Annotated in this window: 11 protein-coding genes; 6 read left to right on the forward strand and 5 right to left on the reverse strand. The window is 67.7% G+C overall.

Annotated features, from left to right (window positions below):
* Positions 1–59 precede the first annotated feature (59 nt).
* The 4 genes from D7W82_RS08910 to D7W82_RS08925 all read left to right on the forward strand — a co-directional run bounded on the left by D7W82_RS08910 (position 60) and on the right by D7W82_RS08925 (position 6,944).
* Entirely contained in the window at positions 60–1,400 is a 1,341-nt protein-coding gene (locus D7W82_RS08910; RefSeq protein WP_120617929.1) for a hypothetical protein, read from the forward strand.
* Entirely contained in the window at positions 1,390–2,910 is a 1,521-nt protein-coding gene (locus tag D7W82_RS08915) for a DUF2380 domain-containing protein (RefSeq protein WP_120617930.1), read from the forward strand. Before D7W82_RS08910 ends, D7W82_RS08915 begins: the two co-directional genes overlap by 11 nt.
* Positions 2,907–3,374 carry an NUDIX hydrolase gene (locus D7W82_RS08920; protein ID WP_120617931.1) on the forward strand — a complete coding sequence of 156 codons (468 nt, stop codon included), beginning with the start codon at positions 2,907–2,909 and terminating at the stop codon, positions 3,372–3,374. The genes D7W82_RS08915 and D7W82_RS08920 overlap by 4 nt, the downstream gene beginning before the upstream one ends.
* Before the next feature lie 330 nt (positions 3,375–3,704).
* The gene (locus D7W82_RS08925; protein ID WP_120617932.1) at positions 3,705–6,944 is read left to right on the forward strand and encodes a hypothetical protein; all 3,240 of its coding nucleotides are present in this window, start codon (positions 3,705–3,707) and stop codon (positions 6,942–6,944) included.
* 12 nt (positions 6,945–6,956) lie between these two features.
* Here the strand turns inward: D7W82_RS08925 and D7W82_RS08930 are convergent, their stop codons facing one another.
* Together D7W82_RS08930 and D7W82_RS40915 are read right to left on the reverse strand one after the other, a co-directional pair.
* Positions 6,957–8,246: an OprO/OprP family phosphate-selective porin gene (locus tag D7W82_RS08930; protein ID WP_120617933.1), complete on the reverse strand. Its 1,290-nt coding sequence runs from the start codon at positions 8,244–8,246 to the stop codon at positions 6,957–6,959.
* 127 nt (positions 8,247–8,373) lie between these two features.
* On the reverse strand, positions 8,374–8,523 hold the full coding sequence (locus D7W82_RS40915) for a hypothetical protein (RefSeq protein ID WP_199727712.1): 150 nt from the start codon (positions 8,521–8,523) through the stop codon (positions 8,374–8,376).
* Between the two features lie 314 nt (positions 8,524–8,837).
* On the opposite strand from D7W82_RS40915, the gene D7W82_RS08940 reads away from it, so the two are divergent.
* Positions 8,838–11,282 (forward strand): Ig-like domain-containing protein, encoded by a 2,445-nt coding sequence (locus D7W82_RS08940; protein ID WP_120617934.1) that lies wholly within the window; start codon positions 8,838–8,840, stop codon positions 11,280–11,282.
* Between the two features lie 56 nt (positions 11,283–11,338).
* Here the strand turns inward: D7W82_RS08940 and D7W82_RS08945 are convergent, their stop codons facing one another.
* Positions 11,339–12,481 (reverse strand): hypothetical protein, encoded by a 1,143-nt coding sequence (locus D7W82_RS08945; protein ID WP_147439270.1) that lies wholly within the window; start codon positions 12,479–12,481, stop codon positions 11,339–11,341.
* Between the two features lie 71 nt (positions 12,482–12,552).
* Between D7W82_RS08945 and D7W82_RS08950 the strand changes: the two genes are divergently transcribed.
* Positions 12,553–14,820 (forward strand): kelch repeat-containing protein, encoded by a 2,268-nt coding sequence (locus D7W82_RS08950; protein ID WP_120617936.1) that lies wholly within the window; start codon positions 12,553–12,555, stop codon positions 14,818–14,820.
* 158 nt (positions 14,821–14,978) lie between these two features.
* Here the strand turns inward: D7W82_RS08950 and D7W82_RS08955 are convergent, their stop codons facing one another.
* Together D7W82_RS08955 and D7W82_RS40450 are read right to left on the reverse strand one after the other, a co-directional pair.
* Positions 14,979–15,413, reverse strand: a complete 435-nt coding sequence (locus D7W82_RS08955; RefSeq protein ID WP_120617937.1) for a hypothetical protein — start codon at positions 15,411–15,413, stop codon at positions 14,979–14,981.
* A gap of 174 nt (positions 15,414–15,587) precedes the next feature.
* Positions 15,588–16,361: endonuclease/exonuclease/phosphatase family protein (locus D7W82_RS40450; protein ID WP_158617617.1), on the reverse strand; the 774-nt coding region annotated here is incomplete at its 5' end.

A 16,361-nucleotide genomic window follows, 5' to 3' on the forward strand; every position in this document is an offset into this window, starting at 1 on the left:
CTGAATGTCAGACGCGTGTCCTTTGCTGTCCTCGGAGGAGTCACTCCCAGGGGGCGTGGATGCGAATGACGCGAAGTGGGGCCGTCTGGCTGTGGCTGCTGTTGCCGGTCGCCGCATGGGCCGAGGACGTCCCGGAGGTGCCGCCCGTGGAGGAGGAACGGCGCCCGCGGGACGAGGCCTGGCGCAACCTGCTGCGTGTGGAGGCGACGACATTGTCCTTCATGCCGCGCGCGAGCGTCGGCACGGACGAGGGCTTCCTCCAGGTGGAGCCGACCCTCATTCTCGACGGAGGCTCGGAGTTCGGCCTCAACCTGGGCGCGCCCGTGCGGTTGCGCCTCTGGGGTGGTGAAGGGGCCGCGGGCTTCGTGCGACGCGAGGACTGGGACAGTCTCTCTGATTGGGGCCAGCTCGTGCGCGGCCTCAAGCTGGGCTCGAACGACGCGCCCGTGGGCGTCTGGTTCGGCGCGCTGGAGTCCTACAGCCTGCTGTCCGCGCACCTCGTGCGGCGCTACTCCAACCGAAGCAATCCCGACTACCACCCAGCGGGCGGCTTCCTCACGGGCGCGCTGGGGCCCCTCTATACGCAGGCGTTCGCCTCGGACGTGCTGGGCGCGCGCCTCATGGGGGCGGAAGTCGCGCTGGACCTGGAGCACGTCCTCTTCGGTCCGCCCCGCGCGCAGGGCCGCTACACGCTGGCACTCTCCGCCGTGCATGACTGGGGGAAGGCTGGAGGAGACGCGCCTCCGGTGACGCTGGCGCACCTGGACGGAACCGCCGTGGTGGTGGTGCGGCCGGGCTTCGAGGCCCACCTGCTTGCCGGTTGGGGCGGACGCCCCGGCGCAAGCGGCGCATGGGGTGCGGTGGTGGGCGCGGGCGCGGATGCGGTGACCCCCACGCTGGACATGCGGCTGCGGCTGGAGGTGCGCAGGCAGCAGGGTGGCTTCCGACAGGGATACTTCGGCCCGGACTACGAGCTGGCGCGCTTCCACGCGGCGGGGCCGGAGGGCGTGCCACTGGCGGAGGCCCACTTCCCGGACGGGACTTCCGCCTATGGCGAGGCGGAGGTGGGCTGGGACGCGGTCCGCTACGGCGGCCTCTTCAAGCACCTGAAGCTGTCGCTGGGGATGGAGGCCTTCTCGTGGGGCCGCTTCGACGTGGACGGGCGCGTAGCGGTGCAGCTCTTCGCGCGCAGCCTCGAAGTGGCGTTGAAGGGGCTCGGAGTGGGCATGGGTCAACCCGGGGCACGCTACCTGGGAGCCGTCGAGGCCCGCTGGCGATTGCTGGGCGGGAAGCTCTACGCGATGGGGACGGGCGGAACGCTGCTGTTCCCCGCGCCGGAGGGGACGCTGCGGCCGGGGGCGTTCGCCTCGGTGGGCCTGGGGGTGGACAATGCGCGCTGATGCCCTCTTGCTGGCCCTGGTGCTGCTGGCCACGGGATGCGCCTCCGTGCCGCAAGCGCCTGGGCCTGGCCGAAGCTTGAGCTACGCACCGCGAGAGGACTCCTCGCCCGCGTGGGTGGAGGCTCCGAGCGATGATCCCCCGCGCGCCCAGAACTTCCTCCCGCGCGCGCTTGCTGGGCCCGAGCAACGGCTCCTGCGCCGCCAGCAGCCGCGTGACGACGTGACCGCCGTGGGAGGCGGCGCTGTCGGGGGCGGGGACCGGAGCAATGCATTGACGCGGCAGGCAGTCCTCGACGCGACGAAAGACGTGAAGGGCTCCTTGCGCAGCGTCGAGGACGCGTTCACCCAGCTGGCGGCCCGCCCTCCGGACCCCTGGGGCTGGAGCCTCACTGGCGTCTTCACACGCTACCTCGACCAGGGCTCCAAGCAGGTGACGTGGCTTCATGGCGCGCTGGGGAGCGCCACCGCGTTGACGGAAGCGGCCTCGGAAGTTGGCGACACGGACATGGAGCTGGGCCTGCTGCGCATGACAGGGCCGAAGCTCCAGGCGGCGCAGTTCGGGACGCTCCTCTTGGCCACCTGGGTGGACTTCCTGCACCTCGCGGACGCCATGCTCCGTCACTGCCCCATGTGCAGCGCCGAGAAGCTCTTCGTGGACCTTCATCGCGTGCAGGGGTTGATGGAGCCTACGCTGACGGACCTTGCCTCACTGGACCCGGAGCGGGTGGAGACAGCGACCACCGCGATGCCGGAACTGATGGGGAAGCTGACGCGTGAGTTCGACACGCTCCATCGGGAGACCCGCGAAACCATGAAGCTTGGCGGGCAGGTCATCGCGGCGATGCAGGCGGTGGAGATGGTCACGATGATCTCCACCATGAAGATGGCCCTGCCACGTGTGCCGCCCTCGGCCCCTGTGACGCTGGGCGTGGGTCTGGCGATGAGTTCAGGCGGCGTCATGGTGGGCTCGCGGCTGGTGGTCTCCGCCGAATGGGTGGAGATGATGCGAAGGCTCGTGCAGGCGGGCGTCATCTCCGTGCCTGCCGTCGGCGCGGCCGTCCTCATTCAGGGCGGACAGGTCACGATGGCCCAGGCGCACCAGGACCTGCCCAAGGGCGTGCGCGAAGCGCTGGGGGACAGCCCCGAGGTGCGCGGCATGCAGGTAACTGACAGAGCTGGGGCGGGCATGTCGGATGCACCCAAGCACCATGTCCTACCGAAAGAGCACCGCGAGTGGTTCGAGCGGCGCGGCTTCAAGGGCGACATGGACATCGACCAGTTCTGCGTCCGGCTGGAGCAGGCCGATCACGAGGCGATTCACGGCGGGGGAAACTGGAAGCTGGGACGCACATGGCCCGGCGAGTGGAACAGGCTGATTATGAAGGCCCTGGGCGATGCCGAGATTGCCACTGGTCGAACCCTGACGCGGAACGAGATCCTGACTCTCGTCGCGAAGAGCATGCGGGACTATAGGATCCCGATGAGCTTCACTCGTGGGAGAGGACGATGAGCGACGGAGGTGCATGGCAGGGCAACATCAAGGCGCGCCTGTACGAACGGGTCCGTGAGCGAGGCTACGACTCACTGACCGCCTTTGCCGATGCGCGCCCTGCCGTTCCGCTGTACGTCCTGGCCGACGAGCTGGGCAACGACGTTGCTGCGGTGCAGGTGTTGAGCGGCTTGCTGTACGAGGCGGAGCAGCACAAGCGGGTCACGCGCTTCGTTCGCGACGTGCTCGTGCGCGAAGTCGCCGAGGGACTCCCCAACGGTTGGCCGCTCATCTTGGACGACGCAAGCCGCTTCGAGGTTGCAATGGCGCTTGGGCGCTGGTCTGCGTACACCCCAGAAACCCATGAAGAGCGCGTGCGGCAGGTGCGCGATGCGCTCCTCGCCAGTCCCCCACCTCCCGGCTGGCGCCCGCTCAGTCCTGACGACGAACTGCTTCGGACGCTCCTTCCCGACGAGGACGTCTGACCCGGCGGGAGTTGCTGCAGAAGCAAGCTGCCTGATTACAACCAACCTGGTGTCTCAACAATCCGGTGCGGTACACCCCGAGTCGTCTTCTGCCACTGATGCCCTGCCTCGCCTCTCCTGCCTGATCATGGAGCAGCGCGAGCATCCCGGGCTGCGCCAACCCAGGCGGGTGGAGCTGGACTCAACCCCTCTCATCCCGCCACGCATTTGACATTCAATACACATACTCCGTATACGCCGCCGGTCTGTCGCAAAAACCACTGTCGGTGAAGGCCCGGTGACCTGGTGATTTTGAAACTCGGAAGACTTTTCACGGTCCTCGCAGGTCTGGTGGGGCTGGCCGCATGTGAGGAGCGAGCGCCAGAGGAAGGCTCCGGTGATTTCTTCGCCCAGAAGGAAGCCGCGCTCGACGCAGGGGGCGTGGTGGAGCTGGAGTCGAACGTGCTCCAGGGCTCGGTGCGACTCACCAACATGAATCCGCAGGTGCTGGCGCTGCTGGCCACGGACTCGTGGATCCACGGCTCCAACAGCGTTTCCGTATCCAGCACATCGCCTCCGGGTTTCAGTGCCACCACCAGCTCCACCGTGCGGGTCAGCCCCTCGGAGTTCCGCTTCGAGATGCAGGTCGAGGCAGGGGCTGGCGGCAACCCGGGCGTCGTCTACAACCTCAGCGCCAGCCGGGGGACCTACGCCTTCCCTGTCATGTCCGGGGTGACGGTCCGGCCCGTCGACGTGCAGCCCGCCCCCACGGAAGTCACGGTCCAGAGCTGCATTGGCGTTGTCCAGTTCCAGTTCGGAACGGATGCGACCTGCCAGACCCTGACGGCGGTCAGGGACGTCCGGCTCGACGGCGGCCTGTATCTGTCGGATTGGGGCGCGGGGCGCTACATCCACTACGTGGCGGGCGGCACGAGCCAGACCGCCTCGCTCGCCTACAGCGTCAGTACCTCGACGGGACCGGTGAGGAGCACGTATCCCGTGCAGCTCGCCGCGGGTTGCGATGAGATCGTCCAGGCGTGCATTCCCGTGGGGACTCCCGCTCCCCCCGCGCTCGGAGGCCTGACCGGGGCCTTCGAGATCCACGGGGAGACCGCCTCCTCCAAGAGCATCTATTTCGGTGGGCCCGCCCAGGCACACACCCTGAACCTGCCCGGCGGCTGGTCTCCCGTGAACGATGCCGCGAGCTGGTGGACGAGCCCCAACCTCACCGTCGGCACCTATTCAACGTATGCCAGGGCCAACCTGCGCTCAGGGCGGAACTTCACGCAGGTCAACACGCCCTATTACGCCTTCCCGGTGTCCGTCACCGAGGGCCCACCGATGCCGCTGACGCGGCAGGTGAATGGGCAGACACGCCACGCCTATGACATGCACCCCGCTTATTTCTACGGCTCCGTCCATCTGGCGGACCCCTTCATGCGCCAGCATCCGGGGGCCTGGAGCTCGCTCCAGGCGCTCTACTTCGAGGGGGATCACGACAGCAATGGCGATGGCGTGCCCGACTCCACGGCCATTGGAAGCCGGGGCACCTACTTCCATACGACCGGTTCGGGCGGTTCCAGCCACACCGCCTTCCCCGGCACCTTCGACGCGAACCTGGGCGAGCTGGTCTCTACGTATGAGCAGGTGTTGCCCCTGACCTTCGACCTGCTGGTCCTGGACTGGACCCAGCACAAGTTCGCCCTGAGCTTCTGGTCCGAGCCGACCGGCAGCGGCCCCTTCACCACCCGGCCTGGGCTGTATGACCCGGCGCGCTTCCGCTACGGGACGCTCGCACTGCGCTCCACGATTGATGGCGCCAGCAGCGCCCGGCTCAATCCTGAACAGCGCTTCCGCATCAACCACGAGTACTGCTTCAACGAGGTGCAGATCCAATACACCTCCACCTCAGGCCGCTTCTTCAATCCCTTCGCTGACGTGTCCGGCAGCTACACCGGCAGGGATTGGCGCAACCAGCCAGCGGCCTACGTGGCTTCGGGAACCGCCTACGGGACGCCCGCGGTCTGGAACACGCCGAATCCCGCCTCGTACGCGCAGACGAGCGGACAGATCTCCATGGCACTCCCCCAGGGTACCTTCACCCTCCAGCCCGGCGCCTTCATGGTGAGCGAGTCAGGCGCGGTGAACAAAGCCAGCTTCGCGCCCATCGGGGTGACGCTGGGGTGTGGACAGCGGCTCAAGCTGGTGCCTCCGCTGTCCATCAGCCTGGCCTCGCTGGCAGGATGCGCCGCATCGGACTCCAAGCAGGTCTCCGGACAGGTGAAGAGCCGGCCCGCCCAGGTGGACCGCGTCTGGTACCGGCTCAACGGAGGACCGGACGTCACGCTCTGCACCGACTGCGGCTTCGACCCGACCTTCTCCTTCCAGGTGCCGCTGCAGGCCTGCGACAACAGCATCCAGGTCTTCGCCTTCACTGAAGGAATGAGCGAGCCCGCGAGCGCCATCGAGCAGCTCGTCTGGGATGATCCGGCGGACGGTCCGAGCTGCCCCGGAGCCTTCTGTGTCAACCAGCCCCCGGTGGCCCGCTGCAAGGGCATCATCGTTCCCGCCAACAGCACGTGCAGCGGCTGCGGCTCGGTGGATGACGGCTCCTTCGACCCGGACACGGGCGACACCGTGAACTGCGTGCAGACCCCTGGCTGTCCGCACGCGCTGGGCTCGCATACAGCGACGCTGACGTGCACGGACAGCAAGGGACTCAGCTCGTCGTGCACGGCCAGCGTGACGGTGCGGGACACGCAGCCGCCCACCCTCACCTGCCCCGCGCCCATCACCGTCCAGGGCACGGGCCCGGAGGGCGCCCTGGTGACACCGGGCGTGGCCACCGCGGAGGACTCCTGCGCGCCGCCCCAGGTCTCCGGCCCCGCGGCTGGCGTGTACCCGGTGGGCACCACGCCGGTGACGTACACCGCCACGGACGTCGGCGGGAATCAGGTGCAGTGTGTCTCCACCATCCAGGTCACGGAGCCCCCGCCGGACGACGCGCTGAACGTCACGATGTGCAACCTGCCGCGATACACGCGGGAGACGACCCTCATGGCCTGCGGTTGGACCACGCCCCGTCCCGGCGGCGCCCCCGTCACCCAGGCCTCCTTCCAGGTGGACGGGGGCGCCCCCCTCCCCGTGACGCCGGACCTCAGCGGAGGCTTCGTCCTCACCTTCCTGAACCTGGGGGAAGGCCCCCATGTCGTGGAGCTGACCGCCACCGATTCGAGCGGTGCCGTCACGCGAAAGCAGCTGCCGGTGACGGTGGACCTCACGCCTCCCGTCCTCGCCATCCTCGCTCCGCGGGGGGACGAAACGCTCTCCAGCCCCCTGGTGACCGTGACCTCCTCCGTCCAGGACGCCACGCCCACGCGTGTGACGACGCAGTGGCTGGAGACCAGCACGCTGGACAGCGGCGCGGGCACGGTCAGCCACACGGTGGACCTGGTCAACCGGGGATCCGTCCCGCTGCTGGTGCGCGCCACGGATGCAGCGGGAAACGAAACGCAGGTCGTGACGCAGGTGCACATCGGGCCTGCTCCGGGCCTGACGCGCCTTCAGGAATCCGCCGGGGGACCGCGGTAGACGGCCCGTGTCTCAGAACGCGACCTGGAACCGGGACATCACGACGTTCTCCGCTTCCCTGTCACCGTCCAGGGCCCCGCCCTCGTAGCGCGTGTGGTGGTAGTTCAACGCGACGCGCACGCGCCGGTTCAAGGCGAAGAGCGTGGCGACGCCGAAGCCCCGGGCCTGGCTCACGGAGCGGGTGGGATCCGCGAACACGGGGAACGCGTCGTCGTCCATGTCCAGGCCCTGGTAGCGCACGGAGAGCTCCAGCGCGCCGCCCTTGCCAGTCTTGGGGTCGAAGGGGCGGTGGGGCTTGGGGCCCGTGAAGGACGCCTCCCCGCCCAGCACATACGACGCAGAGGCCTGCCACGCGTGGTGGGTCAGGCGCGCGCGCTGGTCACCGATGCTCACCTCCTGTGACGACAGGACGTACTCCGCGAGCAGCCCCACGGGGCCCCAGTAGAAGTAGCCCTGGGGCGACAGACGCACGTGCTCTCCGTCCGCGACGACCGTGGGTCCGGGGGTCCCGTTGTTCAGGAAGCTGAAGATGATCTCCTGGCCGGTGCTGCGCTGCGGCCCCAGGGCGGTCGTCGCGGTGTTGGCGGAGGGCGTGCCGAACTGGAGGCCCCGGGAGACGGCGACGCCCAGGCCCAGGCCCTGGAGCGCGGAGCTCGTATCGCCCTTGAAGGGCTGGGCGAAGACGCGGGCCACCAGGTCGAAGCTGTCGTCGGTGTTGACGTCGATGCTGGCGCCGTCGGGATCGCCGTTGACCACCGCGAACGCATAGCTGAGGCGCCCCCCGGCGATGTCGCCGTGCAGTTGCAGGCCCGCGTCGCGGATGGGGACCAGGCCGAAGGTGAGCGAGCGTTCAATGAAGGGGACGTCCGTGTTGGCCTGGAGCAGCTCCAGCCCGAAGGGCGTCTTGAAGCGGCCGGCGCGCAGGCGGAGCCACTCGACGGGGCGCAGGTCGATATACGCGTCCTGGATGAGCGGCTGATTGACGCCGAAGTCCGGCATGAGCCGGAAGTCCACGAAGCCGAACAGCGTCCCGTCCAGGAAGGGGCGCAGGCGCCGGATGAGGAACGTGTTGGTGCCGCTCCGGTCCGAGTCCGCCACGTAGAATCGGCCGTCCCCCTGGAGCTGGCCGCGGATCTTCAGCACGAAGGCCTTGTCGGCGGTGGAGAAGACGTAGCCCTCCTCGGAGATCTGGACGCTGGGGGGCTCCGGAGACTTTTCGGGCTCGGTCGCCTGGGCGCGGGCCTGGGGCGCGGCGAGCAACAGCCCCAGGGTGGCGAGGTGGGCGGCGGAGAAGGCGGACACGCGGGACCTTTCAGGCGAGGGGCGCCAGGGCTGGAGGGGGCGCCGGGCGCTCACCCTCCCCGCGAGTCAGTGATGCTGTCAAGAATCGCGGAGTGGGCTGTTGTCCCCTTCACTTGCCGGAGCCGGTTCAGTCGCGCTCCGCCTGGTCGCCGCTGGGAATGACGAAGCGCTCCGCGCGCTGCGCACCCACCTGGATGTCCGTCAGCGTGAGCGTGCCGAAGAGGTCGGACTCCTCGCGGACGGGGTAGCCCAGCTCGTCGTCCAACCACTGGGTCACCGTGTCGTTCGGGGTGTGGCGCCGGAGCCAGCGCGGCGTGGGTGCGCGCCGTGTCGTCCAGCGCCACACGCTCCAGGGTGGTGGCGTCGAAGAGCATCGCTTGCGCCTTCGCTGCGTCCGCCGGCTCCAGGCGGATGCGGCCAGCACCGCGAGCGCGCCCCCCCACGCTCCCGGCCCGTTGTTGCCTGACAGGCAACTGTGGCCTCCCAGTCAACGACAGACATCCACCGGCCTGGAGAAACTTCACCTGGCGCCGTGCCGATAAAGGTTTGTTGCAGCCCGCACCCCGCGGCTCGACACTTCGAGGCCTGGAAATGCCTGTGTTTCATGGAGCCCGCTGGCTCGCGCTGTGCCTGCTCACGTTCGTCCTCGCCTGCGGTTCCACCGAACCCGATCCGGGGCCTGGGGAGGATGACGACAGCGACAAGGTCGCCGCGCTCACCCTCTCTCCGAACGGGGCGACGCTCCTGGTCGGCGAAACGCTGACCCTGGCCGCCCATGCGCTCGACGACAGCGGCCACGTTCTCAACAACGTCCAGGTGACCTGGTCCTCCAACCTGCCCGAGTACGCCACGGTGTCCGACGGCCGGGTGACGGGCGTGGCCCCCGGCGGCTCGGTCATCACCGCCAAGGTGGGGTCGGTGAGCACGACGCTGACGGTGGTCGTGATGCCGGATGACGCATCCCGTCCGTCGAGCGACGAGGTCCTGGCGTCCGCGCATGAGGCAGGCCTCATCAACGACGAAGAGCTGCTGGCCTACCGGGTGTACGCCGCGCTCAGCGATCCCCGGCTGCCCCTCCAGTACAAGGCCCGCGTCGAGCCGGGCTTCGACGTCACCCCGCTCGAAGAACTTCGCGAGCGCTTCGACGACCTCTCCGCGCCGATGCAGGAAGCGCTCGGGATGTACATGCTCCGCCCGGATGACCCGGGGAGCTGGCTCAACACGCCCCTATCCGACACCCGGCTGCGCAGCATGAAGCGGCCCGCCTGCAAGCCCAGCTCCGACAGGTGGCACTCCGTTTCGCCGTCCTACGCGAAGGTGAAGGTCTGGTTCGAGTTCGCCTTCGCGAGTCAGCGCGATCAGGCCATCCTCCTCGACAGGGCGATCGAGAAGGAGATCTGGCCGAAGCTGATGGCGCTGGGACTCAAGGAGCCCCTCACCGACGGGGCCTACGCCGGCTGCAACGGGGGAAGCGCCCACCTCGACATCTACCTGTCCCGCAACATGACCGGCCGGGGGTTGACCGTCCCGGAGGGCTTCGACAACACGCAGTCCGCCACCTACATCCTGGTGTCGGACGGGCTTACCAACGACGAGCTCAAGGGTGCGGTGGCACACGAGCTGATGCACGCCATCCAGTGGTCCTATAAGACGAAGGGCCCGCAGCCCCAATACGGATGGATCCGCGATGCGACCGCGAACTGGGCCATCGACCACGTGTATGGGCAAGCGCTGCAGCTCGAGCACGACTACGCCGACTGCTTCATGAGCTCCCCGGACCTGTCCCTGGAGGACCGCTCCCCGGGCCACTGCACCTCGGCGGCGGCGGGCATGCTGGCGGGACGTGAATACGGCGCCTATCTGTTCTTCCAATACCTGGCGAAGAAGCACGGTCCGAACGTCGTGGTGGCGGCGCTGGAGAAGCTGACCACGGAGACCTCCAGCCTCACCGCGGTGGACTCCGTCGTCCCCGGCAAGTTGGAGAAGACGTGGCCGGAGTTCGCGAAGGTGCTCTGGAACCAGGCGCCCATCGACGCCAAGGCGGAGTCCTTCGCGAAGTGGGACCAGCTCACGGAGAAGGTGAAGTCCCACGCGCTCAACGGCGACCTGGCCGGCGCGCCCGAGCACAAGGAAGAGCTCCACGACGAGCTGAAGAACCTGTCCAACCACTACGAGCACTTCACGTTCAGCGACCCGAACACGCGCTCCCTGCTCTTCCACAACGGGTGGTTCAAGAACATCACCGAGTCGAAGGATCCGGTGAAGGTGCTCGCGCTCTGGAACGACGCGAACGGGACGTGGCACGAGGAGGACTGGAGCGATTACGAGTACGTGGGCCTCTGCCGTGACATGAAGTCGCAGCGGGCACAGGACCTGATCATCATCACCAGCAACGCGAAGTTCGAGTCGGGTGGCGGCGGGAGCCTGAAGGCGGCGAAGACGCCCTACCTCAAGCGCAGCAACCTGGGCTGCTGGAAGTACAAGGGCACCTCGAACGCGCTCCAGAAGGGGGCGGGCTGGTCGGGCCAGGGACACATCCTCGACGCGAACCTGGAGTTCCAGGTGCTGGGGGGCTTCGCGACCTCGGACTACGAACATCCGAGCCTCCCGCACACGAAGCGGCTGGGGGCCTTAATGATCATGCCGCTCAGCGGCGACTTCACGCTCGACGTCGACTACGTGTCCGGAGGCTGCCGGTACACGCACGGCCCCACGAAGTACGTGTTCGTCGCATCGGGCGGGGTGATGTTGATGAACCCCTTCAACGAGTTGAAGTCACCGGATCCCGACACCCAGTCCTGGCTGTCGCACGCATCGCGCGCGTACACGGCGGGGATCGCGGATGGGCGCATCGTGGACCTGGCCGTCAGCGGAGGTCCGGACTGCCGGGGTCCGGTGAAGGATGCCCCCGGGGACATCCTCCTCACGGACTCGGGTTTACCCCCGCTCGCGAAGCCCAATGGCGAGCTCTCCGGGACGTTCCCCTACGCGGACATCACCTTCACCTGGACGTTGCAGCCGCAGCTCGAACCCTGAGTCGTCGGGGGGCGGGCGTCGGGTCAGCCCCCGACGCCCGAAGACCCACTCAAGGGCTACGGCGTGACATCCGAGATGCTGTATGTGAATTCCGTGTCGTAGTAGGTGACGTAGACACCGAACCCCTGGAGGCGACGGAGCGAGAGGAAGTAGCGCCCGGTGGAAGGCACCGTGAACTCGGCAATCAGACTCAAGCTATCGGGGTCCTCGATGTCCTTCGCGAGGACGGTGCCCTGGGCATCCAGCACCGTCGTGGCGGGATAGAAGGAGAATCCGTTCGAGTTCACCTGGTACGTGTGACCTCCCACGAGGTCCACCGCGAGCACGTCCACATCACCCTCGGGCCAGAACTTCACGTCGGTCGTCGAGGGCACCGTCACCACCGTGGCCTCTGGCAGCGCATCCGGATGTTCGTCCACTCCGTCGTCCGCCGCATTGCAGGAATAGCCCCCCACATCCCCACCGCCCACATTGCTGAAGACTCGCACGAAGAGGTCCTCTCCGGTGTCGTTCTCGCCGGACAGCGCTTTCTCCCCGCGCCTGTGCAGATATGAATGCGTGTTGAGCACGGTGCCATCCGCCCTCACCATCTCCGTTATTGGGCCCATGCCGTTCCTGGAGGGGTTGGGGTAGCAGAGCACCGCCAGGATGTGCCCCTTTGGAATGGAGAACCGGAAGACATCCACGTCATCCGGGTCGTTCAAGACGCCGGCGAAGTCCGACGGGACCTCCTTGGAAATGGCGTCCTGTGTCGTGTTGGGCTCGGAGTCCTCGGTCTCGGAGAAGTCAAAGGTATACCGGCCAACCTTGACCTCCGAATGGCGGGACGCCCCCACGTCCACGATGGCGGTTTCATCCACTGCCGCACGCCAGGTAGCGTAGCTGAAATCGTAGGCCCCGCTGGTCGGGAGGGGCTCCAGCGTGCCCGGATCGAGCCTCCGAACCTCGCATCCAGGCAGGGTGTCCCCCTGGCAGCTGAACCGGTAGTAGTGTCCGGCCTTCGTGGCCAATGAGTAGCGGACCCGCTGCCCCTCCTCCGTCAGTTCCCCTTCGCCCTGCGTCCCGGGATTCATCACTCCCGACCCGGCGTCCGGAACCGGATCGGGCTTCGCCGGGTCCTTTTCGCAGGCCGTCAGCAGCAAACCTCCCATCAGCAGGGACAGCGCTCGGTAGCGTCGGAAGAAAGTCTTCGCACTCATGACGGCCTCACCTTTCATCGGTTGCCCTTGGGTTTCTTGCATCATCTTCCATGTATTGGATTCTTCAAGGCATGCCCCCCTTTAGTCGCATTGCCCTTTGGGCCACCGGACTCCTGCTCTCCCTGGCAGCCTGCACTCCTCGGCCCTCCGGCTCCGTCCATTTCGCAGCCTCCGTCCAGCAAGCCCTCTCCGCGCAGGAGGTCACTCGCGTCAAGGTGACGCTCTCCACTGCGGAGATGCCACCCCGCGTCATAGACCTGGGCCGATCCAACGGTTCCTGGGGCGGACTCATCGGGGACATCCCCGCAGGCGCCAATCACTCCTTCCTTGCCGAGGCCTTCGACGCCTCCGGCACCCGGCGGTTCCAGGGCCAGACTTCCGGCGTCACCATTGCCGCGAACCAGACCACCACCGTGGTCATCACCCTCCAGGAGCTTGCCCCACCCGCTCCGTATGGCAATGAAGCCCCCCTCATTGACTCCGTCGTCGCCTCCACCACCACGGTCCAGGCTGGCGGATCACTCTCGCTGACCGCGACGGCGCATGATCCCAACACCGGGGACGCGCTCACCTTTGCGTGGACGGCGTCCAGCGGCACCTTCTCCGCCCCCACGGATGGCACCTCCTCGTGGACGGCGCCTTCCGCGTCTGGCATCCAAACCCTCGTCTTCACCGTGACGGACTCGCAGGGCGCCGCCGCCTCCGTCTCCCTCGCCGTCAACGTCGTCTCCGGCACCTCCACCGGCGACGCGGCCATCGGCGTCTCCTTCAACCTCTGGCCGGTGGTCTCCAGGATCTCGGCCTCGCTCAGCCGGATGGATGCGGGGCAGTCCACCGCCGTCTCCGTCAATGCCTCGGATGCGGATGGCGATGCACTCTCCTACCAGTGGGCCGCGACCTGCCCCGGGACCTGGACGGATGCGACTTCCAGCACCGCGTCCTTCATCCCCTCCTCCGTTCCAGCCAGCGCGTGCAACAACTGCCGGCTCACCGTCACGGTGCAAGACGACCGGGGTGGGCAGGCCACGGGCTCGCTCAACCTCTGCGTCGCGGCCTCCTCCACCGAGCGCTTCGCGCCGCGCTTCACCCATTTCTACCAGTCCGCCACCTCCGCCGCTCCGGGCCAGACGGTGACCTTTGACGTCACGGCCATGGACCCGCAGACGAGCTCCATGACGTTTGCCTGGACCGCCAACATGGGCTCGCTGTCCGCGGTACAGAGCACCGCCAATACCAGCCAGGTCACATGGACAGCGCCCTCCTGCGCGGTGACGGGCCCGCCCCCCTCCATCACCGGGGTCGTCACCAATGCCTATGGCATCTCGGCCTCCAAGTCCTTCTCCCCCTCCGGCCTGCAAACGTGCGTGACCGGCTGGTCCTTCGCGGGCCTCATGGCCACGGGGCGCTACAACCACACCGCCACCCTGCTCCCCTCCGGCAAGGTGCTCGTCGCCGCGGGCTACAATGGCGACACCTCGTCAGAGGTGTACGACCCGGACACCAACGCCTGGTCCTCCTCGGGCCTCATGGCCACGGGCCGCTTCCATCACACCGCCACCCTGCTCGCCTCTGGCAAGGTGCTCGTCACGGGGGGCTTCAATGTCAGTGCCCTGGCTTCCGCGGAGCTGTATGACCCGGACACCGGCGCCTGGACCTCCGCGGACTCCATGGCCACGGCCCGCTACCAGCACACCGCCGTCCTGCTCCCCTCCGGCAAGGTGCTCGTCACGGGGGGCTTCAATGGCAGCGCCCTGGCTTCCGCGGAGCTGTATGACCCGGACACCGGTTCCTGGTCCGCCGTGGACTCCATGTCCATGGCCCGCAGCCAGCACACCGCCGTCCTGCTTCCCTCCGGCAAGGTGCTCGTCACGGGGGGCCTCAATGGCAGCTCACTGGCCTCGGCGGAGCTGTATGACCCGGACACCCAGGACTGGTCCTCCGCGAGCGCCATGACCACGGCCCGCTACCAGCACACCGCCACCCTGCTCGCCTCCGGCAAGGTGCTCGTCGCCGGGGGATACACGGGCTACTTCGCCGCCTCGGAGGTGTACGACCCGGCCACCAACGCCTGGGCCTCCGCCGGGACCATGGTCACAGGCCGCGCCCTCCACACCGCCACCCTGCTCACCTCTGGCAAGGTGTTCGTCACAGGGGGCTTCAATAGCTACCTGGACTCCACGGAGCTGTATGACCCGGCGACCCACGCCTGGTCCTCCGCGGCCTCCATGGCCACGGCGCGCAACCAACACACCGCGACCCTGCTCTCCTCTGGCAAGGTGCTCGTTGTAGGAGGGTTCAATGGCGGCGCCCTCTCCCACACGGAGACCTACGCGCCTTGAGCGCGCACCCTCGTCACCTCGGGGCGTGAGGGCATTTCGAGCGGTGCCTGCACGAGCCGCGTGCAGGCCAGTCGGACGACATCGCCGCGCTGGCCGCCTCCCTGCGCGAGTCCAACCTGTTCCGTCCCCGCTTCCGGGGCGGAGCGGGCCTGGCCGGGCTACTTCTTCTTTCCCTTGCCCTTGCCGCCCTTGTGGTGGTCGTCATCGTGCCCCCGGTCGTGCCCGTGGTCATGGCCACGTTCACGGTGCGACGCGGGCACGACGACCCCCTTCTTCGAGTGCTTCCACTTCTTGTAACGCCCGGGGGGCAGCCTCACGACGGTGACGGGGACCCTCCGCTCCTCCACGACCTCCCAGCCACCGTGGTAGTCGCGCGCCCGGTACCACCGCCCGTCGCGCCGCACCCAGTACGCGTCGTCCACGACGTAGAGGTCCTCGTCGTAGTCCTCCACCACCTGCACGCCGGGCTGCACGACGACGAGCGGCGGTGGCGTCGTGAAGACGATGTCAGGCAGCTTCACGTTGAGGTCGACACGCACCTGCCCGAAGGACATCGAAGGAAGCAGGATCAGCGCAGTCAGGAGTCGTTTCATCCGGCAAGCGTAGAGGCGCGCATGCTCGCCGGACAACCTCCACCTGTATCGGCTCCCTCCACGAAGCGTTTTTATCGAGCGGCCCCGCACGGTGTGTCATTGCGCTCGTGGACACCCGGAATGTCTCTTTCAGTCCATGTGCATCGAAACAGTCCAGGTTCACTGAGCCGCGCGTCAGCCCTTCCCCTTCGGACGGCTCACGGTGAACATGACGATGTTGTGATCCGAGCCGCCGGTCGGGCCGGCCTTCACGTTCGTGACCTTGCACCCGTAGGACATCGCATAGTCGATCTTGCCGTGGCCGTGGCTCTCCACGCCGCCGTGGGTCTTCATGCCCGCCTGCTGCGCGATCCAGTTCGGTGACCACTTCCCCTTCGTCGACGCGGGCTCGTTCCAGTCGCCGCCGATGAGCAGTCCCTCGTCAGGGTTCTTCGCGATCTTCCGCTGCGCGAAGCCGAGCAGCTTCTGCGAGAGCGACTTGTAGGTGCTCACGCGGTTCTTCGGCCCGACGGGCTCCCCGCCCTTCCAGTCGACCGAGGGCGGCTGGTGGGCCGAGACGACCTGCAGCCAGCCCGCGAGCTTGACCGCCGTGGCCGCCCGCGGCGGAGCGTGGCCACCCCGCACCGTCGTCCATCCGCCACCCTCCCCCTGGATGGACGTCTTCTGCCCCTGGAGCAGGCTGTCCTTCACGAGGATGCCCGTCTCGCCATGGTCCTTGGCCCCGGGGAAGGTCACCAGGTGGTAGCCGGGGATGTTCTCCAGGGCCTTGTGGTAGCCGTTGATCTCCTGGAGCTGGATGAAGTCGAGCTTGTTCTTCTTGGCGAAGCCGCCCAGCCACTTCTTCACGTCCTGGGGATTGCGGTCGCGCTCGACGTTGTAGGTCGCGCCCTTGAGCTGCGACGGGGTCTTGCCCTTGCTGTCGCTGGCGCCCGTCTGGCGGGCCTGGGC

The organism is Corallococcus sp. CA049B (genome assembly GCF_003611685.1).
Classification (GTDB): Bacteria; Myxococcota; Myxococcia; order Myxococcales; family Myxococcaceae; genus Corallococcus; species Corallococcus coralloides.